Raw genomic sequence first — 26,471 nt, forward strand, 5'->3', positions numbered from 1 at the left:
GGAAAAGTTCAGAGCTTGAAACTGCTGACCAGCTCGGCCAGCTTCAGCGCCTGCTCGCTCAGCGACTCGGCCGCCGCCGCGCGTTCTTCCACCAGCGCGGCGGTCTGCTGCGTCATCTGATCGAGCTGACCCACCGAAGCATTGACCGTGCCAAGGCCCTGGCTCTGCTCGACGGTGCTGGCGCTGATCTCGGCAATGATGTCGGTGACGCGCTTCACACTGGCGACGATCTCGTCCATCGTGCTGCCGGCGTCCTGCACCAGGCGGGCGCCGGTCTCGACCTTGTCGACACTGCTGCCGATCAGGCCTTTGATCTCGCGTGCGGCCTCGGCGCTGCGCTGCGCGAGCGAACGCACCTCGCTGGCCACCACCGCGAAACCGCGGCCCTGCTCGCCGGCCCGGGCCGCTTCGACGGCCGCATTCAGGGCGAGGATATTGGTCTGAAACGCGATGCCGTCGATCACGCCGATGATGTCGGCAATCTTCTTCGAGCTGCTATTGATCTCGTCCATCGTGGCCACCACCTGGCCGACCACGGTGCCGCCGCGCTGCGCCACCTGGGCGGCGCTGTGGGCCAGCTGGTTGGCGGTGCTGGCGGCGTCGGCGCTCTGGCGCACGGTGCCGGTCAGCTGGCTCATCGAGCTGGCGGCCTGCTGCAGATTCGACGCGGTCTGCTCGGTGCGCTGGCTCAGGTCGGTGTTGCCGGTGGCGATCTCGCGGCTGGCGGTCTGGATGCTGTCAGCGCTGTGGCGCACCTCGCCGACGACGCGGTTCAGCGCCTCGCGCATCGCACCCAGCGCGCGCTGCAGATCGCCGATCTCGTCGGCCCGCGGCTGCGCGGCGATGCGCTGGCTCAGGTCCCCCTGGCCGATTCGCTCGGCCTGGCCGACCAGCTCGCGCAGCGGCGTCGAGATCGAGCGCACCAGATAGAAGGTCGCGATCGCCAGGCCCAGCACGATCAGGCCCATCACCAGCGCGACGATCCAGACCGTGCGCATGCGCTCGGCGCCGGCCTGCTCGCGCAGCGCGTCGGAGCGCTGCTGCTGCAGCTTGACGAAGTCGGCCTGGGCGTCCAGATAGGTCGCGATGGCCGGCAGCATCTTGCCCTGCAGCGCCGCCACCGAGGCCTCGGCCTGGCCCTCGGTCTTGAGCTTGCCGGCCTCGTTGCGGCTCGCGATATAGGCCTTGCGGGTGTCGGCGATGCGGGCCATCGCGGCTTTCTCCTCATCCGAGGTGGCCAGGGCCTCCAGCTCCTTCTGCATCTCGGAGATCGTGGCCGTGGTGGCATCGATCTGGGGCTTGAAGGTGGTGGCCACGGCGCCGTCGCTGCTCAGCAGCCCCGCCGCAGCGCGGGCGGCATTGGCCTCGGTCAGCCCGCGCCAGCGCAGCGCCAGCTCGAACTTGCGTTGCTGGGCCTGCTGGGTCTGCTGGGCCTGGGCCTGCAGCTTGGCGGTGCGGGTGGCCGAGGCCACCGTCATCAGCAGCACCGTGGCCGCCAGCGCGATGACGGGCAGCCACAGCTTGGTAGCGATCGAGAGGGACTTCATGCGGCACAGTCTCCTTGTTGTTGTCCGGGGCCACGGCAAGGCCATGCCCTATCGGTGCTTATCGGCGCCCCTGTTCAGATCTTGAGCACTATGCGCTCTGTTAGGCTGGCGCCTGCACCGGACCAACCCCTCCCATTCCGCCATGAGCTTTCTGGCCATCGACATCGGCAACACCCGTCTCAAGTGGGCGCTCTACGCCTCGCCCCAGCCCGGCGCGGTGCTGCTGGCCCATGGCGCGGTGTTCCTGGAGAATATCGACCGGCTGGCCGAGGCCGAATGGCGCGAGCTGCCGCAGCCGCACAGCGTGCTGGGCTGCAATGTGGCCGGCGACGCGGTGCGCCGCCGGGTCGAGGAGCAGCTGGAGCTGTGGGATATCGAGCCGCGCTGGGTCGTGTCATCGGCCCATGCGGGCGGTATCACGAACGGCTATGACCACCCCGGCCGCCTCGGCACCGACCGTTTCGTCGCGCTGATCGGCGGCCGCCACCATGTGCTGGCGCGCGGCCCGGCCCGGGCCGCGCTGGTGGTGATGGTGGGCACGGCCGTCACGGTGGATGCGATCGACGCCGAGGGCCACTTCCTCGGCGGCCTGATCCTGCCCGGCCACGGCATCATGCTGCGCGCGCTGGAGGGTGGCACGGCCGGCCTGCGCGTGCCGACCGGCGAGGTGCGCGAGTTCCCGACCAATACCTCGGACGCGCTGACCAGCGGCGGCAACTACGCCATCACCGGCGCCATCGAACGCATGCACCGCCACCTGAAGCAACGTGCCGGCCACGACCCGCTGACCCTGATGACCGGCGGCGCCGGCTGGAAGGTCTCACCGGCGCTGGACATCGCGCATGAGCTGATCGAAAGCCTGATCTTCGACGGGATCCTGACGCTGCAGGCGCATAGGCTGGCGCTTTAGAGAATGAAGCGGCTCAGGTCCTCGTTACGCGCCAGCTCGCCCAGCTTGGCGTCCACCGCCGCGCCGTCCAACGTGACGGTCTGGCCGGCGAGCTTGTGGGCATCGAAGCTGATCTCGTCGAGCAGGCGCTCCATCACGGTGGCCAGGCGGCGCGCGCCGATGTTTTCGGTGCGTTCGTTGACCTCGTAGGCGATCTGGGCGAGGCGGCGAATGCCGTCGTCGCTGAGCTCCAGCGTCAGCCCTTCGGTGGCCAGCAGCGCCTGGTACTGCTTGACCAGGCTGGCATGGGTGCTTTTCAGGATGGCCTCGAAGTCCTCCACCGACAGCGACCCAAGCTCAACGCGGATCGGGAAGCGGCCCTGCAGCTCGGGGATCAGGTCGCTGGGCTTGCTCAGGTGGAAGGCGCCGGAGGCGATGAAGAGGATGTGGTCGGTCTTGACCATGCCGTACTTGGTGTTGACCGTCGTGCCCTCGACCAGGGGCAGCAGGTCGCGCTGCACGCCCTGGCGCGAGACATCGGCGCCGCCATGCTCGGCGCGGCTGGCCACCTTGTCGATCTCGTCGATGAAGACGATGCCGTTCTCCTGCGCCTTGCTGAGGGCGGCGGCCTTGATCTCGTCCTCATTGAGCAGCTTGGCGGCCTCTTCCTCGACCAGCAGCTTGATCGCCTCGGCGATCTTGAGCTTGCGAGTCTTGCGCTTGCCGGCCCCCAGCTGCGAGAACATGCCCTTGAGCTGCTCGGCCATCTCTTCCATGCCCTGGCCGCCCATAGGCCCGAGGATCTCCATCGTCGGCTTGGCGTCGAGCAGGTCGACCTCGATGTCCTTGTCGTCCATCAGCCCTTCGCGCAGGCGCTTGCGCATCACCTGGCGGGTGCTGTTGTCCGGCTCGCTGCCGGGCACCAGGATGTCCAGCACGCGGTCCTCGGCGGCGTCCTCGGCGCGGGTGCGCTGGCGCCGCATCTGCAGCTCGCGCTCCTGCTTGATCGCCATGTCCACCAGGTCGCGGATGATGGAGTCCACATCCTTGCCGACATAACCAACCTCGGTGAACTTGGTGGCCTCGACCTTGATGAAGGGTGCATCGGCCAGCTTGGCCAGGCGGCGCGCGATCTCGGTCTTGCCGACGCCGGTGGGGCCGATCATCAGGATGTTCTTGGGCGTGATCTCGCCACGCAGCTTCTCGTCGACCTGCTGGCGGCGCCAGCGGTTGCGCATCGCGATCGCGACGGCGCGCTTGGCGGCGTTCTGGCCGACGATGTGGCGGTCCAGTTCGGAGACGATCTCCTGGGGGGTCATGCTGCTCATTCCAGGATCTCTATCGTGTGATTCAGATTGGTGTAGATGCAGATCTCGCCGGCGATCACCAGCGACTGCTTGACGATGTCGGCGGCGCTCAGCTCGCTGTGGTTCAGCAAGGCCTTGGCGGCGGCCTGGGCATAGGCGCCGCCCGAGCCGATCGCGACGATGCCCTGCTCGGGTTCCAGCACATCGCCGTTGCCGGTGATGATCAGCGAGGCCGTGCGGTCGGCCACGGCCAGCATGGCCTCCAGCCGGCGCAGCACGCGGTCGGTGCGCCAGTCGCGCGTCAGCTCGACGGCGGCGCGCACCAGATGACCCTGGTGTTTCTCCAGCTTGGCCTCGAAGCGCTCGAACAGCGTGAAAGCGTCGGCGGTGGCGCCGGCAAAACCGGCCAGCACCTTGTCGTGGTGCAACTTGCGCACCTTGCGGGCGCTGGCCTTGACGATGATATGGCCCAGGGTCACCTGGCCGTCGCCGCCGATGGCGACCTGATTGCCGCGGCGCACGCTGACGATGGTCGTGCCGTGATAAACGGGATGTTGTTGTTGGTCCATAAGGACTCCAGATAGGGGCGCCGGGGCCGGGTTCAACACCAGGCCCGGGCAAAGGGCGAGATCAGGCCTGGCGGACCTTGACCTTGGCGTGCTCGTTGATCCCCATCGCGCCGAAGAACAGCGCGACCAGGCGGTGCGCCTCGCTGAACACCACCGCGCGGTTCTCGCTGCGCCGGCTCAGCACCCAGTTCAGCAGATCGCCGGCCGCCATGAAGTCCAGCCTGATCAGCTTGGGGCAGGCGATGGTCACCAGCGTGGCCGCGCCCAGCTCGGCCGTCATCAGCTGCAGGGTCTCGCTGATGTCGCCGCTGAGCTGGCCGGACAGCTCCAGCTGCACGGCCGAGGGCATGCGGGCCTGTTCGGTGATGGTCGATTCGAGGAAGCTGGTGGTCACCGCGACCGAATCGGGATGGGCATTGCTGCTGGGCGGGCTGCTGGTGGACAGGGTCAGTCCGCTGACCCGCACGCGGCAGACCGCACGCTCCCAGGATGGCGGCGAGACTTCGTAGGTCACGCAGTAGTCGATCGCGGCCTCGTCGAACTGGTCGGGCCGGTTGACCAGGCGCAAGGTTTCCAGGCGCAGCATCCAGATGGCCGGGTCGACATCGCGGGCGCCGACCGGCGCCAGCTCGCGCAGCTGTTGCAGGAATTGATCGCCGGCCAGCCAGCGCATATCGACCTGCTGGCCGGCCCAGCGCCTGAACAGCTCGCGCAGCCTGGCGCAGCCCTCGGTGTCGAGGCGACGCAGCGCGGCCCAGTCCAGCACCCAGGGCATGGGCAGGTTTTCGCAGCGCTTTTGCAGCTGAGCCACCGACTCGGCATCCAGATACTCGGGGGCGGCCCAGCAGACGCCGCCCGCCGAGCCCATGGGCGCACGTTCCTTGCTGAGCCCTTCGGCCACCAGCTTGGGCAGCGAGAACCACTGCGGCGGCGACAGGCCGAACAGATGCACATAGTCCAGCGCCAGCGACTCGAACTTGGCCTGCTGGGCGGTGGCCCGGTAGAGATCGAAGGCGACCAGCCAGGTTTCGGCATGCTGATGGCGCGACCCACCGGGCTTGATCAGGGCCGTCAGGCCCTGCTCGCAGCTCGCGTAGTCGGCGTTCGCGAAGGCGATCACCATCTCGTCGAGCTCGGGGTCGTGCACCATCTCGTTGACCGCCACGGCTACCGGCTCGACCGCGCGGAAACTCAGCGGCGCTGGCGCCGCGCTGGGCGGCAGCGCGAAGGAGCGGCTGTCATTGCTGAAGCTCAGCGGCTGCAGCGAGGGCAGCACGCTGGGCTTGGCATCGGACAGCGGCGGCAGGCCCGCGCCCATCACGGCAGCGGCCGGCGGCGGCACCGATTCGAGTCGCTCGACCTCCTCGGGCGTCGCGAACTGGCTGACGCGCGCCGGCGGCGGCGCGGTGGTCGTGGTGGCGGAGAAATGCACCGGCCGGGTGCTGGTCTCGAAAAAGCCCGGCGGATGGTTGCCGGCGATCTGGGTCGGCGCGAAGCTCTCGCCGACCATCTGCTGCTCGATCTCGTCGATCTTGGCCTTGACGCCCAGGTCGATCTTGGAGTTCAGGTCGCTGCTGCGCTCGATCTCGTCGATGCGCGAGCTGCTGCTGCCCAGGGCGGCGAGCTGCTCGGGGCTGAGCCCTTCGCGGCGCACGCGGCGCAGCATGTCGAGCTCGCGCTTGCGCACGAAATCATTGCGGCGCTTGCGCTCCACCATCGCGCGCAACTCGGCCTTGGCGAGATCGCCCTCCGGGTCGTCCTGGCGCGAGTTGATCTCCGCCCAGTCGGTCGTCGGGTTGGCCACAAAGCGCGCGACCTTGCGGAAGAAACTCTCGCCGTCTTTCGGTTCTGTCATGCGCGCCGGACCTTGGCTGGGTGGTGAGAGGACAGGACGGGCTCAGTCCCCGAACATCTTCTGCTTCAGCTCACGCCGCTGCTGGGCTTCCAGGGACAGATTGGCGGTCGGGCGGGCGATCAGCCGGCCCAGGCCGATGGGCTCACCGGTCTCGTCGCAATAGCCGTACTCGCCGGTATCCAGGCGTGCCAGCGATTGCATGATCTTCTTCAGCAGCTTGCGCTCGCGGTCGCGGGTGCGCAACTCCAGCGCGTGCTCTTCCTCGATGGTGGCGCGGTCGGCCGGATCGGGGACGATGGAGGTGTCTTCGCGCAGATGCTCGGTGGTCTCGCCGGCGTTCGACAGCACGCCGTCCTTCAGCGCCGTCAGCTTGGCGCGGAAGAACTCGATCTGCTTGTCGTTCATGTACTCGGCTTCGGGCATGGCCATGACCTCGGCGTCGGTCAGTTCATGACCGGCCTTGGTCTTCCAGGCGTTGACGAGTTTGGGGTCGGCCTTGGCGGCGCTCTTGGGACTTTCAATCACGGGCGTACTCATTTGTCGCGTCGGCGGCTTCGGGGGCGCAAAACGATCTGCAAACCGGCTGCTGCCGAGGGGTGGTGCTGCCGCCTCGAGTGTGGCTACCGAGGCGGAGGAGGAGGAATCCAGTGCGGCGGCCTTGGCCTTCGCGCTGCTGCCGCTGTGGCTGCTTTTGCCAGCCTTGACGGTCGGCCGCCCGTCGTCTGCCGGGGCAGGGGTCGGGGTGGGTTTCGGGGCCGGGGTCTTGCTCACGTTGAATCTCCTCACTGCTGGGCTTTATACCTGCTCTGAAGGGCTAGATGGCAAAGCTGACCAGCTTTCCTGGGGCGATGTCGCCGGGGTCGGGCGGGGCGCATTGTAGCCACGATGAATCCCCAGCATGCTGACACCTCCTCGGGAGCTCAGGCCAGGCAACCTTCCAGCCCTTGCATCAGGATGTCCTTGGGCAGGTCGATGCCGATGAAAACCATTTTGCTCGTCTTTTTCTCGCCCGGCAGCCATTTCGGGCCTAGGTCCGAGCCCATCAGCTGGTGCACGCCCTGGAAGATCACCTTCTTGTCGGTGCCTTTCATATTCAGCACGCCCTTGTAGCGCAGCATCTTGGGGCCGTAGACCTGCACGATGGCGCCCAGGAAATCTTCCAGCTTGGCGGGGTTGAAGGGCTTGTCGGAGCGGAACACAAAAGACTTCACATCGTCGTCATGCGCATGGTGGTGCGGGTGATCGCAATGCTCGTCATGCGCGTGGTCATGATGGTGGTGATCGTGGTCGTGCTCGTCGACCGTCAGGAACCCGGGGTCGATCTCCAGCTTGGCATTCAGGTTGAAGCCACGCAGATCAAAGACCTGGGCCAGCGCCACCTCGCCGAAATGGGCGGTCTGCACCGGCGCGCGCGGGTTCATATGCTTGATGCGGTGCGTCAACGCCTCGACCGCGGCCGGCTCGACCAGGTCGGACTTGCTGATGAAGATCTGGTCGGCGAAGCCGATCTGGCGGCGTGCCTCCTGGCGGCTGTTCAGCTGCTCCTCGGCATGCTTGGCGTCGACCAGGGTCAGGATCGAGTCGAGCAGATAGCTCTCGGCGATCTCGTCATCCATGAAGAAGGTCTGCGCCACCGGGCCCGGGTCGGCCAGGCCGGTGGTCTCGATGACCACGCGCTCGAAATCCAGCTCGCCCTTGCGGCGCTTCTCGGCCAGATCGCTCAGCGTGGTGCGCAGATCCTCGCGGATCGTGCAGCAGACGCAGCCATTGCTCATCTGGATGATCTGCTCGGTCGTCTCGGCCACCAGGATGTCGGTGTCGATGTTCTCCTCGCCGAACTCGTTCTCGATCACGGCGATCTTCTGGCCATGCGCCTCGGACAGGATGCGCTTGAGCAGGGTGGTTTTTCCAGAGCCCAGAAAACCGGTCAGTATGGTGGCGGGGATGAGACCTTGGGACATGGTGATGGCGCGCTGAGGGCAGTGAGGAAGCAGCCCCGGATATGGGGGCGGCTGACTGTGGTGCAAGAGGGGTGCAATGTCAATGGGTTATTCTGTGGGCCTTGCAACTGCCCGACGCACCTGTGTCCGAGCCTCAGCCTAGTCGGCCCTCTCATCGAGGGGGCCACAAATCCACTGCCGCAGCCGAGCCGCGTGGCCTGCTGATACGCCTGCTGGAGTTCCTCCACCCCGGGCCCGACTCCAAGAGCGAACTGATAGAGACGCTGGCCGATGCCGAGCAGCGCGAGCTGATCGAGCCCGAATCGCGCCAGATGCTGGAAGGCGTGCTGCGCATGGCCGAGCTCAGCGCCGGTGATGTGATGGTGGCCGCGCCGCGCATGGACCTGCTGGACATCGAGGCGCCCTATGATGAACTGCTGGGCCTGGTGATACGCGGCGGGCATTCGCGCTTCCCGGTCTTCGAGGGCCAGCGCGACAACATCATCGGCATCCTGCTGGCCAAGGACCTGCTGAAGATGCAGCGCTCGCCCGAACTGAATCTGCGCGCGCTGCTGCGGCCGACCGTGTTCGTGCCCGAGAGCAAGGGCCTCAACGAGCTGCTGCGCGACTTCCGCTCCAACCGCAACCATCTGGCCATCGTGATCGACGAGTTCGGCAACACCGCCGGCCTGATCACGATCGAGGATGTGCTGGAGGAGATCGTCGGCGAGATCGAGGACGAATTCGACGACAAGGACGGCGAGTCCAGCATCTACACCCTGGCCGACGGCAGCCAGCGCGTCGCCGGCGACGCCGAGATCGCGGCCGTCAACGAGGCCTTCACCGTGACCCTGCCCGAGGCCGAGTTCGACACCATCGGCGGCCTGGTCGCCCATGAGCACGGCCGCGTGCCGCGGCGCGGCGAGGCGGTCGATATCGGCGGTCTGCGCTTTGCCGTGATGCTGACGCGCGGCGGCTCGGTGCGCTGGTTCAAGGTCACGCGCGCGCCCGTCGAGAGCCTGGACGGCTGATGCGGGGCCGCTACGCGATGCTGGCCGCTGCGGCGGCCGGTGTGCTGCACACCGCCTCGTTCGCCCCGCTGGAAGCCTGGTGGCTGCAGATCCTGGCGCTGGCCTGGCTGGCCCATCTGTCCTGGAGCGCCAGCCCGCGCCGCGCGGCGGCGCTGGGGGCGGCCTTCGGCATAAGCTGGCTGGCCTCCGGCCTGTGGTGGCTGCACATCAGCATGCACCAGTTCGGCCATATCCCCTGGCTGCTGGCGGCGCTGGCGGTGCTGCTGCTGTCGGCCTTCCTGAGCCTCTACTACGCCGGCGCGCTGGCGCTGGCGGCCTGGCTGCGCAAGGGTGGCAGCCCCGGCTGGCATGCGCTGACCTGGGCGCTGTGCTGGCTGCTGGCCGAGCTGGGCCGGGCCACGCTGTTCACCGGCTTCCCCTGGATCGCCAGCGGCTATGCGCACAGCGTCGGCCTGCTGGCCGACTGGGCGCCGTGGATCGGCGTCTACGGCATCACGCTGCTGGCGGCCGGCGGTGCGGCCGCGTTTGCCGCGCTGGGCCGGCACAGCTGGCAGCCGGCCGCCGTGGTGCTGGGTCTGCTGGCCCTGGGTCAGGTCTTGCCGCATGACTTCACCCAGAGCACCGGCCGCCTGCGCGTCTCGCTGCTGCAGCCCAATGTGCCGCAGGATCAGAAGTTCGACCGCGCGCTGATGGAGGCCAACCTGGACCGCCTGGCGCAGCAGATCGAAGCCTCGCAAGGCCAGATCGTCGTGACGCCGGAGTCGGTCGCGCCGCTGCCGCTGGCCTATCTGGACCCCGACTATCTGCAGCGCCTGCAGCGCAGCGCGATGCGCCGGCCGCTGCTGCTGGGCACCTTCCTGGGCAATGAGCAGGAGGGCTATGTCAACTCGCTGATCGCGATCGGCGTGCATGCGAACTACAGCTATGGCAAGCGCCATCTGCTGCCCTTCGGCGAGTTCATCCCGCCGGGCTTCCACTGGTTTGTGCGCGCGATGGGCATTCCGATGGACGACCAGGCGCGCGGCCAGCACCAGCGGTCCTTCGCGGTGGCCGGCCAGCGCCTGCGGCCGCTGATTTGCTACGAAGACCTGTTCGGCGAAGACTTTGTCGGCAGCGTTGTCGGCCCCGAGGCGGCCACCGTGCTGGTCAATGTCAGCAATCTGGCCTGGTTCGGCACCTTGATGGTGCAGGACCAGCATCTGCAGTTCTCGCAGATGCGCGCGCTGGAGTTCCAGCGCCCCTTCATCCGCTCGACCAATACCGGCGCCACCGCCGTGCTGGACCATCGCGGTCGCATCATCGCTGCCGCGCCGCCGGCGCGCAGCGTGGTGCTGGAGGCTTCGGTCGAGGGCCGCAGCGGCAGCACGCCTTATGCGCGCTGGCTGGCTGCTTGCGGGCTCTGGCCCTTGCTGGTGGTGGCCTTGGCCGGCCTGGGGCTGGCCTGGCTGCGCCGCCGCGCCTCGTAGAATCCGGGGCGATCGCTTGTTTGCCCCTCCATCACTTCAGACACCGACATCTCCATGCTGAGCTTCCAGCAAATCATCCTGACCCTGCAAGACTACTGGTCCAAGCAGGGCTGCGCCCTGCTGCAACCCTATGACATGGAGGTGGGGGCTGGCACCAGCCACACCGCCACCTTTTTGCGCGCCCTGGGTCCCGAGCCCTGGAAGGCCGCCTATGTGCAGCCCAGCCGCCGCCCCAAGGACGGCCGCTATGGCGAGAACCCGAACCGGCTGCAGCACTACTACCAGTACCAGGTCGTGCTCAAGCCCGCGCCGGCCAATATCCTGGAGCTCTATCTGGGCTCGCTGGAGGCGCTGGGCTTCGATCTGAAGAAGAACGATGTGCGCTTCGTCGAGGACGATTGGGAAAACCCGACGCTGGGCTGCTGGGGCCTGGGCTGGGAGGTCTGGCTCAACGGCATGGAGGTGACCCAGTTCACCTATTTCCAGCAGGTCGGCGGCATCGACTGCAAGCCCATCACCGGCGAGATCACCTACGGCCTGGAGCGCCTGGCCATGTATCTGCAGGGCGTGGAGTCGGTCTATGACCTGGTCTATGTCGAAGGCCAGGACGGTGCGCCGGACATCAAGTACGGCGATGTCTTCCACCAGAACGAGGTCGAGCAATCGACCTACAACTTCGAGCACAGTGACGTCGAGTTCCTGCTGACCGCCTTCGCCGCGCATGAGAAGCAGTCCAAGCACCTGATGGAGCAGCAGCTGGCGCTGCCCGCCTATGAGCAGCTGCTCAAGGCCGGCCACAGCTTCAATCTGCTGGACGCGCGCGGCGCCATCAGCGTCACCGAGCGCGCCGCCTATATCGGCCGCATCCGCAATCTGGCCCGCGCCGTGGCGCAGAGCTATCTGGAGAGCCGCGCACGTCTGGGCTTCCCGATGGCACCGAAGGAATGGGCCGATCAAGTCATCGCCCAGATTGAAAAGAAGAAGGCGGCCTGAGCCATGACGACTGCTGTGAAGAACCTGCTGATCGAACTGTTTGTCGAAGAGCTGCCGCCCAAGGCGCTCAAGAAGCTGGGCGAGGCCTTCGCCGCTGTGCTGGTGGACAGCCTCAAGGCCCAGGGTCTGGTGGGCGAGGGCGCGCAAGCGACCGCCATCGCCACGCCGCGCCGCCTCGGCCTGCACCTGACGGATGTGGCGCCCAAGGCCGCCGACCGCGCCGTGCAGCAGAAGCTGATGCCGGTGGCGGTGGCGCTGACGGCCGAGGGTCAGGCCACGCCGGCCCTGTTGAAGAAGCTGGCCGGCGTCGGCGCCGATGCCTCGGTGCTGCCCCTGCTCAAGCGCTTGCCTGATGAGTCAGGGAAGGGCAAGACCGAAGCCCTGTTCCTGGACCAGCTCGTACCCGGTGCCACCCTGGCCGAGGGCCTGCAGAAAGCCCTGGACGAAAGCCTGGCCAAGCTGCCCATCCCCAAGGTCATGACCTACCAGCTGAAAGATGGCTGGACCGATGTGAAGTTCGTGCGCCCGGCCCATGGCATCGTCGCCCTGCATGGCGCCGATCTGGTGGCTGTCTCTGCCCTCGGCCTGCAATCGGGCCGCACGACACGCGGCCATCGTTTCGAGGCCAGCGCGCCCGAGTTGACGATTGAAAGCGCCGACAGCTATGCCGCGCAGATGCGCGAGCAAGGCGCCGTGATCGCCGGCTTTGCCGAGCGCCGCGCCGAGATCGTGCGCCAGCTGCAGGCCGCCGCCGGTGGCCTGACGCCGATCGACGACGAGGACCTGCTGGACGAGGTCACGGCCCTGGTCGAGCGGCCCCATGTGCTGGCCTGCCAGTTCGAGCCCGAGTTCCTGGCCGTGCCTCAGGAATGCCTGATCCTGACCATGAAGGCCAATCAGAAGTACTTCCCGCTGCTCGACGCCGCCGGCAAGCTGACGAACCACTTCCTCGTCGTCAGCGCCATCAGCCCGGCCGACGCCAGCGCGGTGGTCCAGGGCAATGAGCGGGTCGTGCGCCCGCGCCTGGCCGATGCCAAGTTCTTCTTCGACCAGGACCGCAAGAAGAGCCTGGCCGAGCGGGTGCCAGGTCTTGCCAAGGTGGTCTATCACGGCAAGCTGGGCACGCAGGGCGAGCGGCGTGAGCGCGTTGAGAAGATTGCTCAAGCTATTTCCGAGCAATTGGGTCGACGCAACGATGGTGAGGTTTATCAAGCCGCCCATCTGGCGAAGGCTGACCTGCTGACCGATATGGTCGGCGAGTTCCCCGAGCTGCAAGGCATCATGGGCGGCTACTACGCTCGCCATGACGGCCTCAATGAAGCGGTGGCCGTGGCCATTGAGGACCATTACAAGCCGCGCTTTGCCGGCGATGCCTTGCCGCGCAACGATGTCGGCTTGATCGTCGCCCTGGCTGACAAGCTGGAGACCCTGGTCGGCCTGTTCGGCATCGGCCAGCTGCCCACCGGCGACAAGGATCCGTTTGCGCTGCGCCGTCATGCGCTTGGCGTAATTCGCATACTGGTCGAGGCCAATTTGCCGCTAGATTTGGGCGCTATGTTGAGCACGGCTGTTGGTGGCTCTGACCAACTCGGCTTTGCAGAAGGGTCGGTGTCGGTTTACTGGACAAGGCAAGAGGGCGGCACCACGGTTCCTATTCCGATCAATCCTGACACGCCCCTTTTGCTGTCCGACTTCATCTTTGATCGCCTGGCCGGCAGTCTGCGCGAGCAGGGCTACAGCGCGCAGGAGGTCGACGCCGTGCTGGCCCTGCGCCCGCAGCGCCTGGCCGATGTGGGCCAGCGCCTGGCGGCCGTCCGCGCCTTCGCGGCGCTGCCCGAGGCCGCCTCGCTGGCCGCCGCCAACAAGCGCATCGGCAATATCCTGAAGAAGAGCGAGACGGCGGTCGACGCCAGGATTGATGCGGCGCTGTTGCAGGAGGCCGCCGAGCAGCAGCTGGCGGCCGCGCTGGACGGCGTCGCGCCCAAGGCCGATGCGCTGTTCCAGCAGGGCGAGTACGCCGCCTCGCTGCGCGAACTGGCAGCGCTGAAGGCCCCGGTCGACGCCTTCTTCGACGGCGTGATGGTCAATGCCGAAGACCCGGCCTTGCGTGCCAACCGGCTGGGCCTGCTGAAGACCTTGCACGAGGCGATGAACCGCGTCGCCGATCTGTCCCGACTGGCCAGCTGACACCAGCCAACGAGGTATGCCGATGCGACCCGACCACAGCCACAGCATGAAGCTCGTCATCCTGGGCCGTGACGGGACCATCAACCATTACCGCGACGACCATGTGAAATCGGTCGACGAGCTGCAGCCCCTGCCCGGCGCGCTGGAGGCCGTGGCCCGGCTCAACCACGCCGGCTGGCACACGGTGATGGCCACCAACCAGCCCGGCATCGGCCGCGGTCTGCTGGACATGGCCTCGCTCAACACCATCCATATGCGGCTCAACCAACTGCTGGCCGAGAAGGGCGGGCGGCTCGACGCGGCTTTCTTCTGCCCGCACACGCCCGAGGAAGGCTGCAGCTGCCGCAAGCCGCTGCCGGGCCTGCTCCAGCAGATCGGCGCGCGCTTCGGCGTCGATCTGGCCACGGTCCATATGGTGGGTGCCTCGCTGCGCGATCTGCAGACCGCGCAGGCCGCCGGATGCATTCCGCATCTGCTGCGCAGCGACCGGCTCGGTGCGCTCGACGAGGCGCAGCTGGCGGCCCTGGTGGCCCAGGTGCCCGGCACCACGGTGCATGCGAATCTGGGCGCATTCGCCGAATACCTGATCCAGCGCGATCGTCGCGCCAAGGCCGATGCGCGCGGCGAGCAGATGGCGCCCGACACCAGCCCTGGAGCGCTGGCTTGAGCGGCTGAGCGCGATGTCGATGCTGAAGCGCCTGGCCAGCCTGCTCCATGTGGATCAGCTCTCGCTGTTCGAGGCCGAGTCGTCACTGTCGCCGCCGCCGCCCGTCATCACAGCGCCTGCCGCCACGCTGCCCCAGGCGCGCTCGCAGCGGGCACTGCTGCTGGACGGCCACAGCGTCGGCTACGAGCTCAGGCGCGCACGCCGGCGAAGCATCGGCTTCACCGTCAGCGCCGAGGGGCTGAAGGTCAGCGCGCCGCGCTGGGTCAGCGTGGCCGATATCGAGCAGGCGCTGCGCGACAAGCAGGGCTGGATCCTGCGCAAGCTGGTCGAGCAGCGCGAACGCACCCAGCGGCTGCAGGCGGCGCGTGTGGTCTGGGCCGATGGCGCCAGCCTGCCCTATCTGGGCGCGCCGCTGCGGCTGCGGCTGGGCGGGCTGGCGCACTACGATGCCGAGGGTCGTGTCTTGCATCTGGGCCTGCCGTCCAACGTCACGCCCGAGCAGATGCGCGACGCGGTCCAGGCCTGGTTGCAGCGCCAGGCGCGGGCCTTGTTCGAGCGACGCTGCGCCCATTTCGCCGCCGCGCTGGGCGTGCGCTACACCCGGCTGTCCCTGAGCTCGGCCCAGACCCGCTGGGGCAGCGCCAGTGCCAGCGGCGCGATCCGCCTGAACTGGCGGCTGATCCATTTCGCGCCTGCCATCATCGACTATGTGGTCGCCCATGAACTGGCCCATCTGCGCGAGATGAACCACAGCGCGCGTTTCTGGGAGGTGGTGCGCTCGGTCGTGCCTGACTATGAGCAGGTCCGCGAGCGGCTGCGTGACGAGGCCGTTCCCCAACTGGGCGATTGAGCGCCTTGCCGGGCATCTCCCTCTTCAGGGGGGCTTGTGGCGCGACGGGCGGGCAAGCACACTGCGTCCCACAAGCTGTCATCACGAAGCATCTGAGTCCGGCGTCAGTCTTTGCTGTTCTCCCGGTGGCACCACGGACCCCAGGATTCCTGGGTAGACCCTGGCAGCTGCACCGAAAAGTGGATGCGTCGTCAAAGATCAGACCGCCGCCGCCCGCTCACGCGGTCGGCGGCGGCCACTGACTCTCCCAAGGCCTCATGCCGCCGAGAAGCGGTACACGCCATCATCATCGAGTCGCCGCAGCAGCAGGCCGGCCAGCCACAGCGCGTTCAGATGCGCGACCGACTCGCCCATCGCGAAGGTGGTCTGGTGCAGATCCAGCTTGCGCTTGAACAGCACATCGAGCAGCTCGGCCGCATGGCAGGGCTTGGCCGCACAGGCCTCGGCCACCTCTGCCAGGCGCTCGTCATGGTGTTCGCGCAGCTGGTCCACGCGGGCATGCAGGCCGCGGAAGGGTTTGCCATGCGAAGGCAGCACCAGGGTGTCGGTGGGCAGGTCCAGCATATGCTGCAGCGAGGCCAGATAGAGGCTCAGCGGGTCGGCCTCGGGCTCGACATCGACCACCGAGACATTGGTCGAGATGCGCGGCAGCACCATATCGCCGGAAATCAACAAGCCCAGCGTCTCGCAATGCAGGCTGATGTGCTCGGGCGCATGGCCGAAGCCGGCGATGCAGCTCCAGTCGTGGCCGCCGATGCGCAGCCGGGCACCGCCCATCAGGCGGCGGAAGCTGCTCGGCACGGCCGGCACCATGCTGGGGTAGTAGCTGGCGCGGCCGCGGATCTTGGCCAGGGCCTCCGGGTCGCTCAGGCCGTGGCTGGCGAAGAAGGCGGCGGCCGCCTCGCCGCCCATGCCCACCGTCGAGCCGCTGGCCAGGCGCGCCAGATGGAAGTCGGTGGCGCTGATCCACAGGCGGCAGTTCCACTTCTCGGTCAGCCAATAGGCCAGGCCCATATGGTCGGGATGGAAGTGTGTGACGATCACCCGCAGCACCGGCAGGCCGTCCAGATGCTTGGCAAACACCTGTTCCCAGTTCGCCTTGGTAGCGTCGCTGCTGATGCCGCAGTCGACGATGCTCCAGCCGGCCTGACCATCGATCTCGTCGCGCAGCAGCCAGAGATTGATGTGGTCCAGCGCGAACGGCAGGCCCATGCGCAACCAGCGCACGCCGGGGGCGATCTCCAGCACCGCGCCGGGCTCGGGCAGGGCGTCGCCCAGGGGGTAGGAAAGTTCGGATTCGCGTGGGTTCGCCATGGTGTGCTCGTGCCTTAGACTTCCGTTTACGTTAACGTCATCCTTCAGCGCCAGTGTAGCCATGAGCCTTGCCCCTCGCTCGACCCCCTCCGCCGAGAGCTCCGGCCGCCTGTTCACCATCACCGAGCTGGCCGCCGAGTTCGACATCACGCCGCGCGCGATCCGCTTTTACGAGGACATGGGCCTGCTCGAACCCAGCCGCGACGGTCGCAACCGCGTTTACACCCACCGCGACCGCACCCGCCTGAAGCTGACCCTGCGCGGCAAGCGCCTGGGCCTGAGCCTGCAGGAGGTCAAGCAGCTGGTGGACATGTATGACTCCGAGTCCGACGCCGCGCCTCAGCTGACCGCCTTTCTCGAAGTGCTGCGCCAGCACCGCCGCCAGCTGGAGCAGCAGCTCGACGATATCGAGGTCACCTTGGCCGAGATCAGCCAGCACGAGGAGCGCTGCGAAGCGCTGTTGGCCGAGAGCAAGCGTCAGAACACCTGACGCATGCCCATCGCCACGCCGCTCTGCGTCAGGCCCAGGCCCACGGTGGCGCCGGCGCGCAGTGACCGCGCCGAGCGGCCGCGGTTGCGCATCTGGCCGGCCATCGCGTAGACCGCGCTGCGCTTGGACAGCGTGTAGACCAGTCGGGAGGCCAGCAGCTGGGCATCGTCGGCGCTGTTCTTTACATCGAGCCGGCTCAGCTGGGCGTCCAGTGTCAGCTGCGGGCTCAGCGGGTGGCTGACGCCGGCGAACAGCAGGGTCGACTCGAAGTTCGTGCCCGTGCGGCGTTCGCGCAGCAGCGCACCGGCCGTCAGCTTGGTCTGGCCCAGCATCAGATAGCCGTTGATGGTGTTGCGCGTGTCGGTGTAGGCGCTGCTGCCCAGGCCCATCGTGGCGCCAGGGCCGCCATGCATGCGGTCGTGCACCAGGGCCAGACCATACTGCTTGCTGTCGTAGCGGCCCATCAGCGTCCATTGCCGGCAGGCCTTGCTGTCTGCCGCCTCGCCGGCGCAGTTGGTGGCCGCCGGGCCAAGGCCGTTGACCGTGTCGCGGCCCAGGCTGTAGGTGGCGCCGAGGCTGAAAGCGCCGAACTGGCCCTGGTAGCCGATGCTGTTGTCGCTGCGTGCGTTCGGGATATAGGGGTCCAGCGAGGCGTTCGAGTACAGATTGCCTCCCAGGGTTTCGATCCCGGCGGCGGCGAAGGTCATATTGGCCATGCGGCCCAGGCTCAGCGTCCCCCAGGAGCCACTGAGGCCGACAAAAGCCATGCGGCCCCAGAAGCGGCCGCCGTTGCCGAGGCCGCCGGTGTCCATGCCGATGCCGCTTTCGAGCTGGAAGATCGCCCGCAGGCCGCCGCCCAGGTCTTCGCTGCCGCGCAGGCCCAGGCGCGAGGGCACCGAGCCGCTCAGATTGGGCATGCGCTGGATCGAGTCGCCGGCGGCGTTGACACGGGTCAGGTGCTCGACCGCCAGGTCGGCAATGCCGTAGATCGTGACGTTCTGCGCCTGCGCATTGCCGGCGGCCAGCAGCAGGGCGATGAGGGCGAGGCGTGCATGCATGGTGTGGGTGTCTGCGTTGGGAGGGATGGCGGCCGATTCTGCGCAGCGAGCAGGGCGGCCGCTAGCCGCTTTTTGCAGCGCCTGCCCTAGGGCAAATCCAGTTCTTGCAGCGGCCACTCTGGCCTATAAACGCGCATGCTCCCGACCCCAGCCCTCGATCTGGCGCCGCTGTACCGGCGCTGCGTGCTGCGCTCGCCGGCGCGGGTGGCCAGCCATGCGCTGATGGCCCGCGAGCTCTGCGCCCACGATCTGCGCTGGCGCGGCGGCGCGGCCGACACGGCCCTGTTCAAGCTGCAGTCGCCGCAGTTGGAGCTCTATGGCCTGCGCTATGGCGCCGCCGTCGAGATCGACTCCGTGCCCTTCGACGACTTCGCCTTGGTGCATCTGGTGCTGCGCGGCCATACCGAGATCGAGGTCGACGGCCGGATGCTGGGGCTGCGCGCCGGCCAGGCCGCCGTGCTGGCGCCGCGCCGGCGCGTGCGGCTGCGCTGCTCGGCAGGGGCTGAGCGCCTGATCCTGAAACTGCCCGGCGCGCTGCTGCGCAGCCACGCCGGTGCGCAAGACCTGGCCCCGCTGCAGGGTTGGTCGGCGCCATTGAATGCCCAATGGACCCTGCTGCTGCAGGGCCTGCTGGGCGCGCTGGACATGGGCGAGCAGGCCGATGCCGGCTGGTTGGACCACTACGAGCGCACGCTCGCCCTGTTCGTGCAGGCCCATCGCGGCCCGGCCGCCCTGCTCGGGATCGAGCCGGCCGAGGCCGACAGCGACGGCGCGCGCCTGGCCGCGCTGCAGCGCCATATGCGCGCCCATCTGGCCGAGCCGCTGAGCCTGGCCGCGCTGGCCGCTGCGGCCGGCCTGGGCCTGCGCTCGCTAAACCTGCTGTGCCACCGCACCCTGGGCATGGCGCCGATGGCGGTGCTGCGCCAGCTGCGTCTGGAGGCGGCGCGCTCACGCCTGCTGGCCGACCCGGAGCTCAGCGTCACCGAGGTGGCATTGGGCTGCGGCTTTGCCCATCTGGGCCGCTTCGCGGCCTATTACCGGCAGCGCTATGGCGAGCTGCCGGGGCGCCGTTCAGGCCGGGGCTAGCACCCGCAGCAGCCAGGCGTTCAGGTCCGAGACCTCCTCGTTGCACAGCGAGTGCTCCATCGGATAGTCGTGCCACTCGGGCGCATAGCCCAGGCGCTCCAGTTCGGCCCGGGCCGCGTGGGCGCGCTCCAGCGGCACGACCGGGTCCCGCAGGCCGTGGGCCAGGAAGATCGGCAGGTCGGCATTGGCCGGGTGGCGCTCGGCCGCCGTGCTGGGCAGCAGCGGCAGATAGCCGGACAGGCCGATGATGCCGGCCAGGCGCTGCGGGTGACGCAGCCCCGTCATCAAGGCCATCGCGCAGCCCTGCGAGAAACCCATCAGCACGATGCGCGAGGCCGGGATGCCGCGCTCGATCTCGCGCGCGATTAGGGCTGCTATGGCCTGCTGCGAGGCGCGCAGGCCGGCTTCGTCCTCCTGGCGGTCCAGCGCCGTGCCGCGGATGTCGTACCAGGCCGGCATGCGGTAGCCGCCGTTGATGGTCACCGGCATCACCGGCGCGTTCGGCAGCACGCAGCGCAGGCCGCCACCCTGCGCCAGCAGCGGGCCTAGGTCCAGGGCCTCGCAGACAGGCACGAAGTCGCTGCCATCGGCGCCCAGGCCGTGCAGCACGATCAGGCTGGCGCTCGGTTCGGCGGGGGTTTGCAGTTCAAGGGTTTCCAGTGTCATGGACCGGATGCTACGCAAATTAAAATACTGGACAAATAAACAGTTTTGGAGCTGCCCGCCATGGCCAAGAAAGCGATCACGCTGGACGATCTGCGCCGCTACGCGGTGGCGCGCAGCCTGTTCAAGCCGACCAGCCTGCCGCAGGCGATCCGGCGCCTGGGCTTTGTGCAGGCGGACCCGATCCGCGCGCCGGCCCGTGCGCAAGACCTGACCCTGCGCTTGCGGGTGCGCGACTACCGGGTCGGCGATCTGGAGCGGCGCTATGCGCGGCTCCAGATTGAGGAGGACTGCCTCGTCAACTACGGCTTTCTGCCGCGCGAGCATCTGCGCCTGATGCATCCGCGCCAGGCCGAGCGCCGCTGGGATGGCGAGACCGAACGCCGCGCCGCTGCGGTGCTGGACTTTGTGCGCGCCTGTGGCGAGGCCCACCCGCGCCAGGTGCAGGCCGAGTTCGACCATGGCAGCACCCGCAACGCCTGGGGCGGCAGTTCGAACGCGGTGACGCAGTTGCTGGACGGCATGCATTACCGCGGCCTGCTGCGGGTGGTGCGGCGCGAGCAGGGGCTGCGCGTCTATGCTGCGGTGGCGCATCCGCCGGATCCGCGCGAGCCGGCCGAGAAGGCCCAGGCTTTGATAGCGTTGGTGCTGGCCAAGTACGCGCCGCTGCCCTCGCGCAGCCTGGGCCAGCTGTGCAGCCATCTGGGCTACGGCGCCCCGCATCTGCACGCAGAGATCAGACAGGCCCTGCCGCACGCACGCGAGCGGCTACCTAGCGTCGAGCTGGACGGGCTGGTCTGGCTCTGGCCCGAGGGCGAGGATCCGCTCGCACGGCGCTGGCAGTTCGATGAGGAGTTGCGCCTGCTGGCGCCCTTCGACCCCATCGTCTGGGACCGGTTGCGCTTCGAGCGCTTCTGGGGCTGGGCCTACCGTTTCGAGGCCTACACGCCGGCGCCCAAGCGCAAGCTCGGCTATTACGCGCTGCCGCTGCTGTGGCGCGGCCAGGTGCTGGGCTGGGGCAATCTGGCGGCGGTGGACGGGCGGCTGCAGGCCCAGATCGCCTATGTCGCCGGTAGGCCGCCGCGCGAGGCCGGCCACGCGCAGGCGCTGCAGGCCGAGCTGGCCCGCATGGCGGAGTTCCTGGGGCTGGCGCCGCCTTAATCCAGCGTCTTATGGCGCCGTGGCGCCGTGGCGCTGGTCAGCGCGGCCACCCGCGCCACCATCTCGGCCGGCGCGAACGGTTTTTCCAGCACCGCGCAGCCGGCCTCGCGCAGGAACTCGGCCGCGCCGGGGCTCAGGGTGTCGCCGGTGACGAAGAGCATGCGGGTGGCCAGCTGTGGCTGGCGCTCGCGCACCGCGCGCCACAGTGCCGCGCCGTCCATGCCGGGCATGCGCAGATCGCTGACGATGGCCTCGAAGCGCGCTTCCTCCAACAGCTCCAGCGCCACCAAGCCGGACTCGGCCGTCATCACCTCGTAGCCGGCGCCCTCCAGCGCCTCGCGCATCAGCGCGGCCAGCTCGGTCTCGTCGTCCACCACCAGGATGCGCAGCTGCTGGGGTGCGTCGGCGATCGGTGCCGGTGCGGCGGTGGCCGGCTGGGTGCCGCCGGCCAGCGGCAGGCGCAGCAGAAAGCTGGCGCCGCCGGCCGTGTCCTCCAGCAGCAGCTCGCCGCCATGCTCGCGCGCGACGCCGCGCGCCACCGCCAGCCCGAGGCCGGTGCCCTGCAGCTCGCCGGCGCCCTTGGTCGTGAAGAAGGGCGTAAAGATGCGCTCGCGCAGGCCCGGCGCGATGCCGGGGCCGTTGTCGGCGACGCGCAGCCAGACCCGCTGACCGTCCGCATCGAGGCCGCTGGCGATGCGGATGCGGCGCTCGCCGTCCTGGCTGCTCAGCGCCTGCTGGGCATTGACGATCAGGTTCATCACCAGCTGGCCCAGCCGGTCGGGATCGGCCGGCAGCTCGGGCAGGTCGGCAGCAAGCGCCAGCTCCAGCGTGATGCCGCCGGAGCGCAGGCTGTAGCCGAGCAGCTCGACGGCGGCGCGCACCAGTTCGTTGAGCGGCACGGCGGCACGGGTCTCGGGCTTGGCGCGCGCCATGTTCAGAAAGGTGCGCACGATGCGGCCGCAGCGCTCGGCGGCCTCGCGGATGCGGCGCGCGTCATCGCCCAGCGCACCACCGGCGGCCTTGCCTTCGAGCAGCGCGGCCCGACCCAGCACGATGGACAGCGGGTTGTTCAGCTCATGGGCGACGCCGGCCAGCAGGCTGCCCATCGCTGTCAGCTTCTCGCTCTGGCGCAAGGCCTCGCGTTGGCGCTCGATCTCCTGCGCGGCCTGTTGGCGCTCGCTGACATCGTTGATGAAGGCGGTGTAGTGGTGGCTGCCGGCCACATCGGTGCGGGCCAGCACCATCTCGATCGGGAACTCGCTGCCGTCGGCGCGCCGCCCGCTCATCTCCAGGCGCTTGCCGGCCAGCAGCATCGCGCCGCTGTCGCGTACCCGGGCCATGCCGGCCTCGTGCGCCGCGCGCAGCCGTTCGGGAATGATCAGCTCGCCGACCGCGCGGCCCAGCACCGCGCTGCGCGGGTGGCCGAACATCGCAGCCGCCGCAGGGTTCCACTCGACCACCCGGCCGCTCTCGTCGGTGCTGATGATTGCGGCCAGCGCGTGGTCGACGATGGCGGACTTGTAGGCCTCGCTGCGGCGTTCGCGCTCGCGCGCCTCCTGCTGCGCGGCGAAGGTGGCGCTGACCACCTCGACCCAGGGCTGCCAGCGCGCGTTCAGCTGCGGCTCGGGCGTGGCCGCGTCGCGCGAGCGCTCGAACAGATAGCGCATCACCGCCAGCGCCGGCTCGATCACACGCCGGCGAAGCAGCCACTGGCCCAGCAGGATCAGGGCCAGCAGGCCGCAGGCGATCAGGCCGAAGGGCAGCAGCTCGGGCGCGATGCGGGTCAGCAGAGCGGCCTCCGACTGCGTGGCCACCAGGGTCCAGGGCGCGCTGCGCAGCGGCAGCGCCAGCAGCCGCTGGCCCTGGTCGGCCAGTGCGCGGCCCTCCAGCCCCAGGGCCCGCTCCAGTACCTCGGGGCCATGGGGCAGCGCGCCGGGCCGGTCTTGCAGAATCGGCCGGCCGTCTTCGCCCAGCAGCCACCAGCGCCAGCCGCCGTCCGTGAGCTTGGCGGCACGGCTCAGATCGCTCAGGCGCAGCTCGGTGGCCACCAGGCCGCGGAATTCCTCGCCGGCATAGACCGGCGCGCCATGCACCAGCCGGCCCTCGGCCGCGCGGCTCAGCCAGAAGCTGCGCTGCGCGTTGTTGCGCTCCGGCGTGGCGGCGCCGAACTCGGCCTGCGCATACCAGGCGTCTAGCGCGCCGCCCAGCTCGGGCCGACCCAGGCCCAGCAGCACATTGCCGCTTGGCAGCCAGGGGTAGAGCAGGGCATGGCGCTGTGGCCAGGCCAGCCAGTAGGAGCGGGCCAGATCGGCATAGCGGTTGTGGGCGGCCTCGGCCAGCGTCGCAAAGGCCTGCAGCCGCCACAGCGTCGCCGCTTCGGGCCGCTCGTCGCCTGGCCATAGCAGCTGGGCCAGGCCCGGCTGCAGCAACTGCGGCAGCTCGTCCAGGGTGTAGCCGCCGTCGCGCGCGCGCAGCGCCTCGGCCAGCAGCGCGTCGGGCGCGCGCGCCGGTGTGATCAGCTCACGCTCGGCGAAGCGCCGCAGGTCCTGCACATGCTCCTCGGCGGCCCGCGCCAGCGCCTGCAGCGCCGCGCGCTGCCGTGCCGCGCCACGCTCCAGTTCGCCGACCGCATTGCGGTGCGCGGCCAGGCCTTGGCCAAGGCCCAGCAGCAGCACCAGCAGCAGCAGCGGCAGGCTGACCAGCCACAGCAGGCGGTGGTAGCGTTGCACCAGCCGGGCGGCGCTGCTGGCATGCAGATCGGTGGAGAGTCCGGTGGGTGGGTTCATGGCAGCGGCTCCAGGCGGCGCACGGCGGCCAGCAGGTCATCGGGCTGGAAGGGCTTCTCCAGGGCGGGGCAGCCGCATTCCTTCAGGAACTCGGCGGCGGCCGGCGAGAGGATGTCGCCGGTGACGAAGAGCATGCGCGCCGCCAGCGCGGGCTGCAGGGCCTGGACGGCGCGCCACAGCTCGGCGCCGTCGACCTCGGGCATGCGCAGATCGCTGACGATGGCGTCGAAGCGCGCCTCCATCAGCAGGGCCAGTGCGACCGCGCCGTCCTCGGCGGTGGCGACCTCGTAGCCGGCGCCCTCCAGCGTTTCGCGCATCAGCGCGGCCAGCTCGGGCTCGTCGTCTACCACCAGCAGGCGCAGGGCCTGGCTGTCCGCCTCGGCCGGCGCCTCGGCCGCCTCGCCGTCCGGCTCGGGCTCGCCGCTGATCGGCAGGCTCAGGCGGAAGCTGGCGCCCAGCTGGCCGTTGGGCTCCAGCAGCAGGTCGCCGCCATGCTCGCGCAGCAGCGAGCGCGAGACCGACAGCCCTAGGCCGGTACCCAGGCCCTCTGCCTTGGTCGTGAAGAAGGGCTGGAACAGGCGCTCGCGCACCTGCGGCGGCACGCCCGGGCCGTTGTCCTGCACGCGCAGCCAGATGCGCGGCTCGCGGCCCGTGCGGCGCACCTCGACACCGGTGCTGACCGTGATGCGGCGCGCCTCGTCCCGGCCGGCGAGCGCATGTTGCGCATTGATCAGCAGGTTCAGCAGCGCCTGCCCCAGTTGGTCAGCGTCGCCCATCAACTGGGGCAGCTGCGGGTCGAGCCGCAGCTCGAGCGCGATGCCGTGGCTGCGCAGCGTGTAGCCCAGCATGTCGGCGGCCGCGTGGACGATGTCGTTGAGCGCCACCGGCGCGCGTCGCGCCGGCTTGGCACGCGCCATGTTCAGAAAGGTGCGCACGATGCGGCCGCAGCGCTCGGCGGCCTCGCGGATGCGCTGGGCATCGTCCTGCAGCGGGCTGCCAGCCAGCTTGTCTTCCAGCAGATTGGCGCGGCCCATCACGATGGCCAGCGGGTTGTTTAGCTCGTGGGCGACGCCGGCCAGTAGGCTGCCCATCGCGCCGAGCTTCTCGGTCTGGCGCAGCGACTCGCGCTGGCGCTCGATCTCCTGGCGCGCTTGCAGCCGCTCCGACACATCGACCAGCGAGGCGGTGTAGTGCTCCTGGCCCTCCAGCTCGCTGCGCCACAGCACCATCTCGACCGCGAACTCGCTGCCGTCGCGGCGCAGCGCCTGCATGTCCAGGCGCCGGCCCAGCAGGGCCGGGCTGCCGCCGGCGCGCAGCCGTGCCATGCCGGTGCGGTGGCGCTCGCGATGGCGCTCGGGGATGATGATGTCGGCCACGTCGGCGCCGCGCACCTCGGCCAGGCTGCGGCCGAACATGGCCTCGGCTGCCGGGTTGAACTCAAGGATGCGGCCCTGCTCGTCGGTCGACACCATGGCCTCCAGCGCATGATCGAGGATGGCGGACTTGCGGGCCTCGCTGCCGCGCTCGCGGCGCATCAGCTCATGTTGGCGGCGCACAAAGTGGCGCGCCAGCAGCCACTGGCCGATCAGCAGGCTGGCCAGCAGGGCCAGGGCCAGCGCGGCATGGGGCAGCAGGCTGGGCAGGATGCGCTGGCGCAGCTCGGCCACCGGGGTGGCCGAAACATAGAGCCAAGGCGAGTCCGGCCGGCCGGCCGCCACCAGTACCCAGTCACCGGCCCGCACGCGACCGCCGGCCGCCGCCAGCGCGGCCTGCAGCTGGGCCTCGCCCAGCCCGGCCGGCGCACGCTCGGCCCAGGCGGTCTTGACATGCTGGTCGCCTTGGCCCGGGCCGCTAGGCCCGAGCAGGGGCTGCTGCGAATCGGCCAGTACATGGCCGGCCCTGTCGACGATCCAGGCGCGCTCCTGCGGCTGGGCCCATTGCCGCACGCCGGCCTGCAGCGCGTCGAGCCGGAAGTCCAGCGAGACCTCGCCGACCAGTTCGCCGCCGGCATGCACCGGTGCGGTGTGCGAGACCACCAGATGGCCGGCCAGTTGGCTGNTGACATGCTGGTCGCCTTGGCCCGGGCCGCTAGGCCCGAGCAGGGGCTGCTGCGAATCGGCCAGTACATGGCCGGCCCTGTCGACGATCCAGGCGCGCTCCTGCGGCTGGGCCCATTGCCGCACGCCGGCCTGCAGCGCGTCGAGCCGGAAGTCCAGCGAGACCTCGCCGACCAGTTCGCCGCCGGCATGCACCGGTGCGGTGTGCGAGACCACCAGATGGCCGGCCAGTTGGCTGGCATATGGTGGGCCCCAGTGCGAATCGGCCGGTTGGCGTGCCAGCCGCGCGCGGGTGCGCTGCGCCGCCAGCGCGCGCAAGCCGGCCAGCTCGCGCATGCTGCTCAGTCCCAGGCTTTGCAGAATGCTGTCGGTCGAGATCCAGGGGTAGCCGAAGGAGGTGTTGACATCGATGCCGGCAAACCAGGTGGCCTCGAAGCCCGGGGCCCGGGCGTGGGCGATGCGGGCCTGGCTCACGAAGGCGGCGGCGCGGCGCAGCCACAGCGGCTCGATGGGCCGGCCGTCGGGCGCCGACCACCAGACCTGACCCCATTGCAG

Annotated in this window: 21 protein-coding genes; 10 read left to right on the top strand and 11 right to left on the bottom strand. The window is 69.1% G+C overall.

Translation table 11 applies throughout. The features are described from left to right. Window positions 1–8: 8 nt before the first annotated feature. Window positions 9–1,547 carry a methyl-accepting chemotaxis protein gene (locus PO768_RS07545; protein WP_272645561.1) on the bottom strand — a complete coding sequence of 513 codons (1,539 nt, stop codon included), beginning with the start codon at window positions 1,545–1,547 and terminating at the stop codon, window positions 9–11. 142 nt (window positions 1,548–1,689) lie between these two features. On the opposite strand from PO768_RS07545, the gene PO768_RS07550 reads away from it, so the two are divergent. Beyond that, window positions 1,690–2,457, top strand: coding sequence for a type III pantothenate kinase (locus PO768_RS07550; RefSeq protein ID WP_272645562.1), 768 nt, complete (start codon window positions 1,690–1,692; stop codon window positions 2,455–2,457). Here the strand turns inward: PO768_RS07550 and hslU are convergent. The 5 genes from hslU to PO768_RS07575 form a co-directional block, all read right to left on the bottom strand. Beyond that, window positions 2,454–3,764: an ATP-dependent protease ATPase subunit HslU gene (gene hslU, locus PO768_RS07555; protein WP_269841275.1), complete on the bottom strand. Its 1,311-nt coding sequence runs from the start codon at window positions 3,762–3,764 to the stop codon at window positions 2,454–2,456. The two genes, PO768_RS07550 and hslU, sit on opposite strands and share 4 nt — an antisense overlap. Continuing rightward, complete coding sequence (hslV, locus tag PO768_RS07560; protein ID WP_262970260.1) at window positions 3,761–4,312, bottom strand: ATP-dependent protease subunit HslV; 552 nt, start codon at window positions 4,310–4,312, stop codon at window positions 3,761–3,763. Before hslV ends, hslU begins: the two co-directional genes overlap by 4 nt. A gap of 61 nt (window positions 4,313–4,373) precedes the next feature. After that, window positions 4,374–6,167: a hypothetical protein gene (locus tag PO768_RS07565; RefSeq protein ID WP_272645563.1), complete on the bottom strand. Its 1,794-nt coding sequence runs from the start codon at window positions 6,165–6,167 to the stop codon at window positions 4,374–4,376. A gap of 42 nt (window positions 6,168–6,209) precedes the next feature. Further along, window positions 6,210–6,938 (bottom strand): RNA polymerase-binding protein DksA, encoded by a 729-nt coding sequence (dksA, locus tag PO768_RS07570; protein WP_272645564.1) that lies wholly within the window; start codon window positions 6,936–6,938, stop codon window positions 6,210–6,212. Between the two features lie 149 nt (window positions 6,939–7,087). After that, complete coding sequence (locus PO768_RS07575) at window positions 7,088–8,128, bottom strand: CobW family GTP-binding protein (RefSeq protein WP_262970258.1); 1,041 nt, start codon at window positions 8,126–8,128, stop codon at window positions 7,088–7,090. A 122-nt stretch (window positions 8,129–8,250) separates the two neighbouring features. Here PO768_RS07575 and PO768_RS07580 point away from each other — a divergent pair, with 122 nt between their 5' ends. Genes PO768_RS07580 through PO768_RS07605 form a run of 6 tightly spaced genes read left to right on the top strand, consistent with a single transcriptional unit; the run spans window position 8,251 to window position 15,301 of the window. Further along, complete coding sequence (locus PO768_RS07580) at window positions 8,251–9,138, top strand: HlyC/CorC family transporter (protein WP_262970257.1); 888 nt, start codon at window positions 8,251–8,253, stop codon at window positions 9,136–9,138. Further along, window positions 9,138–10,604 carry an apolipoprotein N-acyltransferase gene (gene lnt / locus PO768_RS07585; RefSeq protein WP_272645565.1) on the top strand — a complete coding sequence of 489 codons (1,467 nt, stop codon included), beginning with the start codon at window positions 9,138–9,140 and terminating at the stop codon, window positions 10,602–10,604. The genes PO768_RS07580 and lnt overlap by 1 nt, the downstream gene beginning before the upstream one ends. 54 nt (window positions 10,605–10,658) lie before the next feature. Beyond that, window positions 10,659–11,597 carry a glycine--tRNA ligase subunit alpha gene (gene glyQ, locus PO768_RS07590; RefSeq protein WP_137943582.1) on the top strand — a complete coding sequence of 313 codons (939 nt, stop codon included), beginning with the start codon at window positions 10,659–10,661 and terminating at the stop codon, window positions 11,595–11,597. A 3-nt stretch (window positions 11,598–11,600) separates the two neighbouring features. After that, the gene (gene glyS, locus PO768_RS07595) at window positions 11,601–13,784 is read left to right on the top strand and encodes a glycine--tRNA ligase subunit beta (protein ID WP_272645566.1); all 2,184 of its coding nucleotides are present in this window, start codon (window positions 11,601–11,603) and stop codon (window positions 13,782–13,784) included. 46 nt (window positions 13,785–13,830) lie between these two features. Beyond that, on the top strand, window positions 13,831–14,451 hold the full coding sequence (gmhB, locus tag PO768_RS07600) for a D-glycero-beta-D-manno-heptose 1,7-bisphosphate 7-phosphatase (protein ID WP_272645567.1): 621 nt from the start codon (window positions 13,831–13,833) through the stop codon (window positions 14,449–14,451). 13 nt (window positions 14,452–14,464) lie between these two features. Next, complete coding sequence (locus tag PO768_RS07605; RefSeq protein ID WP_272645568.1) at window positions 14,465–15,301, top strand: M48 family metallopeptidase; 837 nt, start codon at window positions 14,465–14,467, stop codon at window positions 15,299–15,301. Between the two features lie 255 nt (window positions 15,302–15,556). Here the strand turns inward: PO768_RS07605 and PO768_RS07610 are convergent, their stop codons facing one another. Then, window positions 15,557–16,615, bottom strand: coding sequence for an MBL fold metallo-hydrolase (locus PO768_RS07610; protein ID WP_272645569.1), 1,059 nt, complete (start codon window positions 16,613–16,615; stop codon window positions 15,557–15,559). Between the two features lie 61 nt (window positions 16,616–16,676). On the opposite strand from PO768_RS07610, the gene PO768_RS07615 reads away from it, so the two are divergent. Continuing rightward, window positions 16,677–17,105, top strand: coding sequence for a MerR family transcriptional regulator (locus tag PO768_RS07615; RefSeq protein ID WP_137943587.1), 429 nt, complete (start codon window positions 16,677–16,679; stop codon window positions 17,103–17,105). Here PO768_RS07615 and PO768_RS07620 read toward each other — a convergent pair. After that, window positions 17,093–18,163 (bottom strand): porin, encoded by a 1,071-nt coding sequence (locus PO768_RS07620; protein WP_272645570.1) that lies wholly within the window; start codon window positions 18,161–18,163, stop codon window positions 17,093–17,095. The two genes, PO768_RS07615 and PO768_RS07620, sit on opposite strands and share 13 nt — an antisense overlap. 135 nt (window positions 18,164–18,298) lie before the next feature. Between PO768_RS07620 and PO768_RS07625 the strand changes: the two genes are divergently transcribed. Further along, the gene (locus PO768_RS07625; RefSeq protein ID WP_272645571.1) at window positions 18,299–19,249 is read left to right on the top strand and encodes an AraC family transcriptional regulator; all 951 of its coding nucleotides are present in this window, start codon (window positions 18,299–18,301) and stop codon (window positions 19,247–19,249) included. Here the strand turns inward: PO768_RS07625 and PO768_RS07630 are convergent. Next, complete coding sequence (locus PO768_RS07630; protein WP_272645572.1) at window positions 19,235–19,915, bottom strand: alpha/beta hydrolase; 681 nt, start codon at window positions 19,913–19,915, stop codon at window positions 19,235–19,237. The two genes, PO768_RS07625 and PO768_RS07630, sit on opposite strands and share 15 nt — an antisense overlap. Before the next feature lie 60 nt (window positions 19,916–19,975). Between PO768_RS07630 and PO768_RS07635 the strand changes: the two genes are divergently transcribed. Beyond that, window positions 19,976–21,073, top strand: a complete 1,098-nt coding sequence (locus tag PO768_RS07635; protein ID WP_272645573.1) for a DNA glycosylase AlkZ-like family protein — start codon at window positions 19,976–19,978, stop codon at window positions 21,071–21,073. Here PO768_RS07635 and PO768_RS07640 read toward each other — a convergent pair. Continuing rightward, complete coding sequence (locus tag PO768_RS07640) at window positions 21,070–23,859, bottom strand: ATP-binding protein (protein ID WP_272645574.1); 2,790 nt, start codon at window positions 23,857–23,859, stop codon at window positions 21,070–21,072. The two genes, PO768_RS07635 and PO768_RS07640, sit on opposite strands and share 4 nt — an antisense overlap. Then, window positions 23,856–26,252: a PAS domain S-box protein gene (locus PO768_RS07645; RefSeq protein ID WP_442953198.1), complete on the bottom strand. Its 2,397-nt coding sequence runs from the start codon at window positions 26,250–26,252 to the stop codon at window positions 23,856–23,858. The genes PO768_RS07640 and PO768_RS07645 overlap by 4 nt, the downstream gene beginning before the upstream one ends. Window positions 26,253–26,471 lie beyond the last annotated feature (219 nt).

This window comes from Paucibacter sp. XJ19-41 (assembly GCF_028462495.1).
In the GTDB taxonomy this organism is placed as follows: Bacteria; Pseudomonadota; Gammaproteobacteria; order Burkholderiales; family Burkholderiaceae_C; genus Roseateles_E.

What these genes read in the sequence shown, in the direction of transcription:
- PO768_RS07545 (WP_272645561.1), bottom strand. Translation starts at nt 1,547, where the DNA reads ATGAAGTCCCTCTCGATCGCTACCAAGCTGTGGCTGCCCGTCATCGCG.
- PO768_RS07550 (WP_272645562.1), top strand. Translation starts at nt 1,690, where the DNA reads ATGAGCTTTCTGGCCATCGACATCGGCAACACCCGTCTCAAGTGGGCG.
- hslU (WP_269841275.1), bottom strand. Translation starts at nt 3,764, where the DNA reads ATGAGCAGCATGACCCCCCAGGAGATCGTCTCCGAACTGGACCGCCAC.
- hslV (WP_262970260.1), bottom strand. Translation starts at nt 4,312, where the DNA reads ATGGACCAACAACAACATCCCGTTTATCACGGCACGACCATCGTCAGC.
- PO768_RS07565 (WP_272645563.1), bottom strand. Translation starts at nt 6,167, where the DNA reads ATGACAGAACCGAAAGACGGCGAGAGTTTCTTCCGCAAGGTCGCGCGC.
- PO768_RS07575 (WP_262970258.1), bottom strand. Translation starts at nt 8,128, where the DNA reads ATGTCCCAAGGTCTCATCCCCGCCACCATACTGACCGGTTTTCTGGGC.
- lnt (WP_272645565.1), top strand. Translation starts at nt 9,138, where the DNA reads ATGCGGGGCCGCTACGCGATGCTGGCCGCTGCGGCGGCCGGTGTGCTG.
- glyQ (WP_137943582.1), top strand. Translation starts at nt 10,659, where the DNA reads ATGCTGAGCTTCCAGCAAATCATCCTGACCCTGCAAGACTACTGGTCC.
- glyS (WP_272645566.1), top strand. Translation starts at nt 11,601, where the DNA reads ATGACGACTGCTGTGAAGAACCTGCTGATCGAACTGTTTGTCGAAGAG.
- gmhB (WP_272645567.1), top strand. Translation starts at nt 13,831, where the DNA reads ATGAAGCTCGTCATCCTGGGCCGTGACGGGACCATCAACCATTACCGC.
- PO768_RS07605 (WP_272645568.1), top strand. Translation starts at nt 14,465, where the DNA reads ATGTCGATGCTGAAGCGCCTGGCCAGCCTGCTCCATGTGGATCAGCTC.
- PO768_RS07610 (WP_272645569.1), bottom strand. Translation starts at nt 16,615, where the DNA reads ATGGCGAACCCACGCGAATCCGAACTTTCCTACCCCCTGGGCGACGCC.
- PO768_RS07615 (WP_137943587.1), top strand. Translation starts at nt 16,677, where the DNA reads ATGAGCCTTGCCCCTCGCTCGACCCCCTCCGCCGAGAGCTCCGGCCGC.
- PO768_RS07620 (WP_272645570.1), bottom strand. Translation starts at nt 18,163, where the DNA reads ATGCATGCACGCCTCGCCCTCATCGCCCTGCTGCTGGCCGCCGGCAAT.
- PO768_RS07625 (WP_272645571.1), top strand. Translation starts at nt 18,299, where the DNA reads ATGCTCCCGACCCCAGCCCTCGATCTGGCGCCGCTGTACCGGCGCTGC.
- PO768_RS07630 (WP_272645572.1), bottom strand. Translation starts at nt 19,915, where the DNA reads ATGACACTGGAAACCCTTGAACTGCAAACCCCCGCCGAACCGAGCGCC.
- PO768_RS07635 (WP_272645573.1), top strand. Translation starts at nt 19,976, where the DNA reads ATGGCCAAGAAAGCGATCACGCTGGACGATCTGCGCCGCTACGCGGTG.
- PO768_RS07640 (WP_272645574.1), bottom strand. Translation starts at nt 23,859, where the DNA reads ATGAACCCACCCACCGGACTCTCCACCGATCTGCATGCCAGCAGCGCC.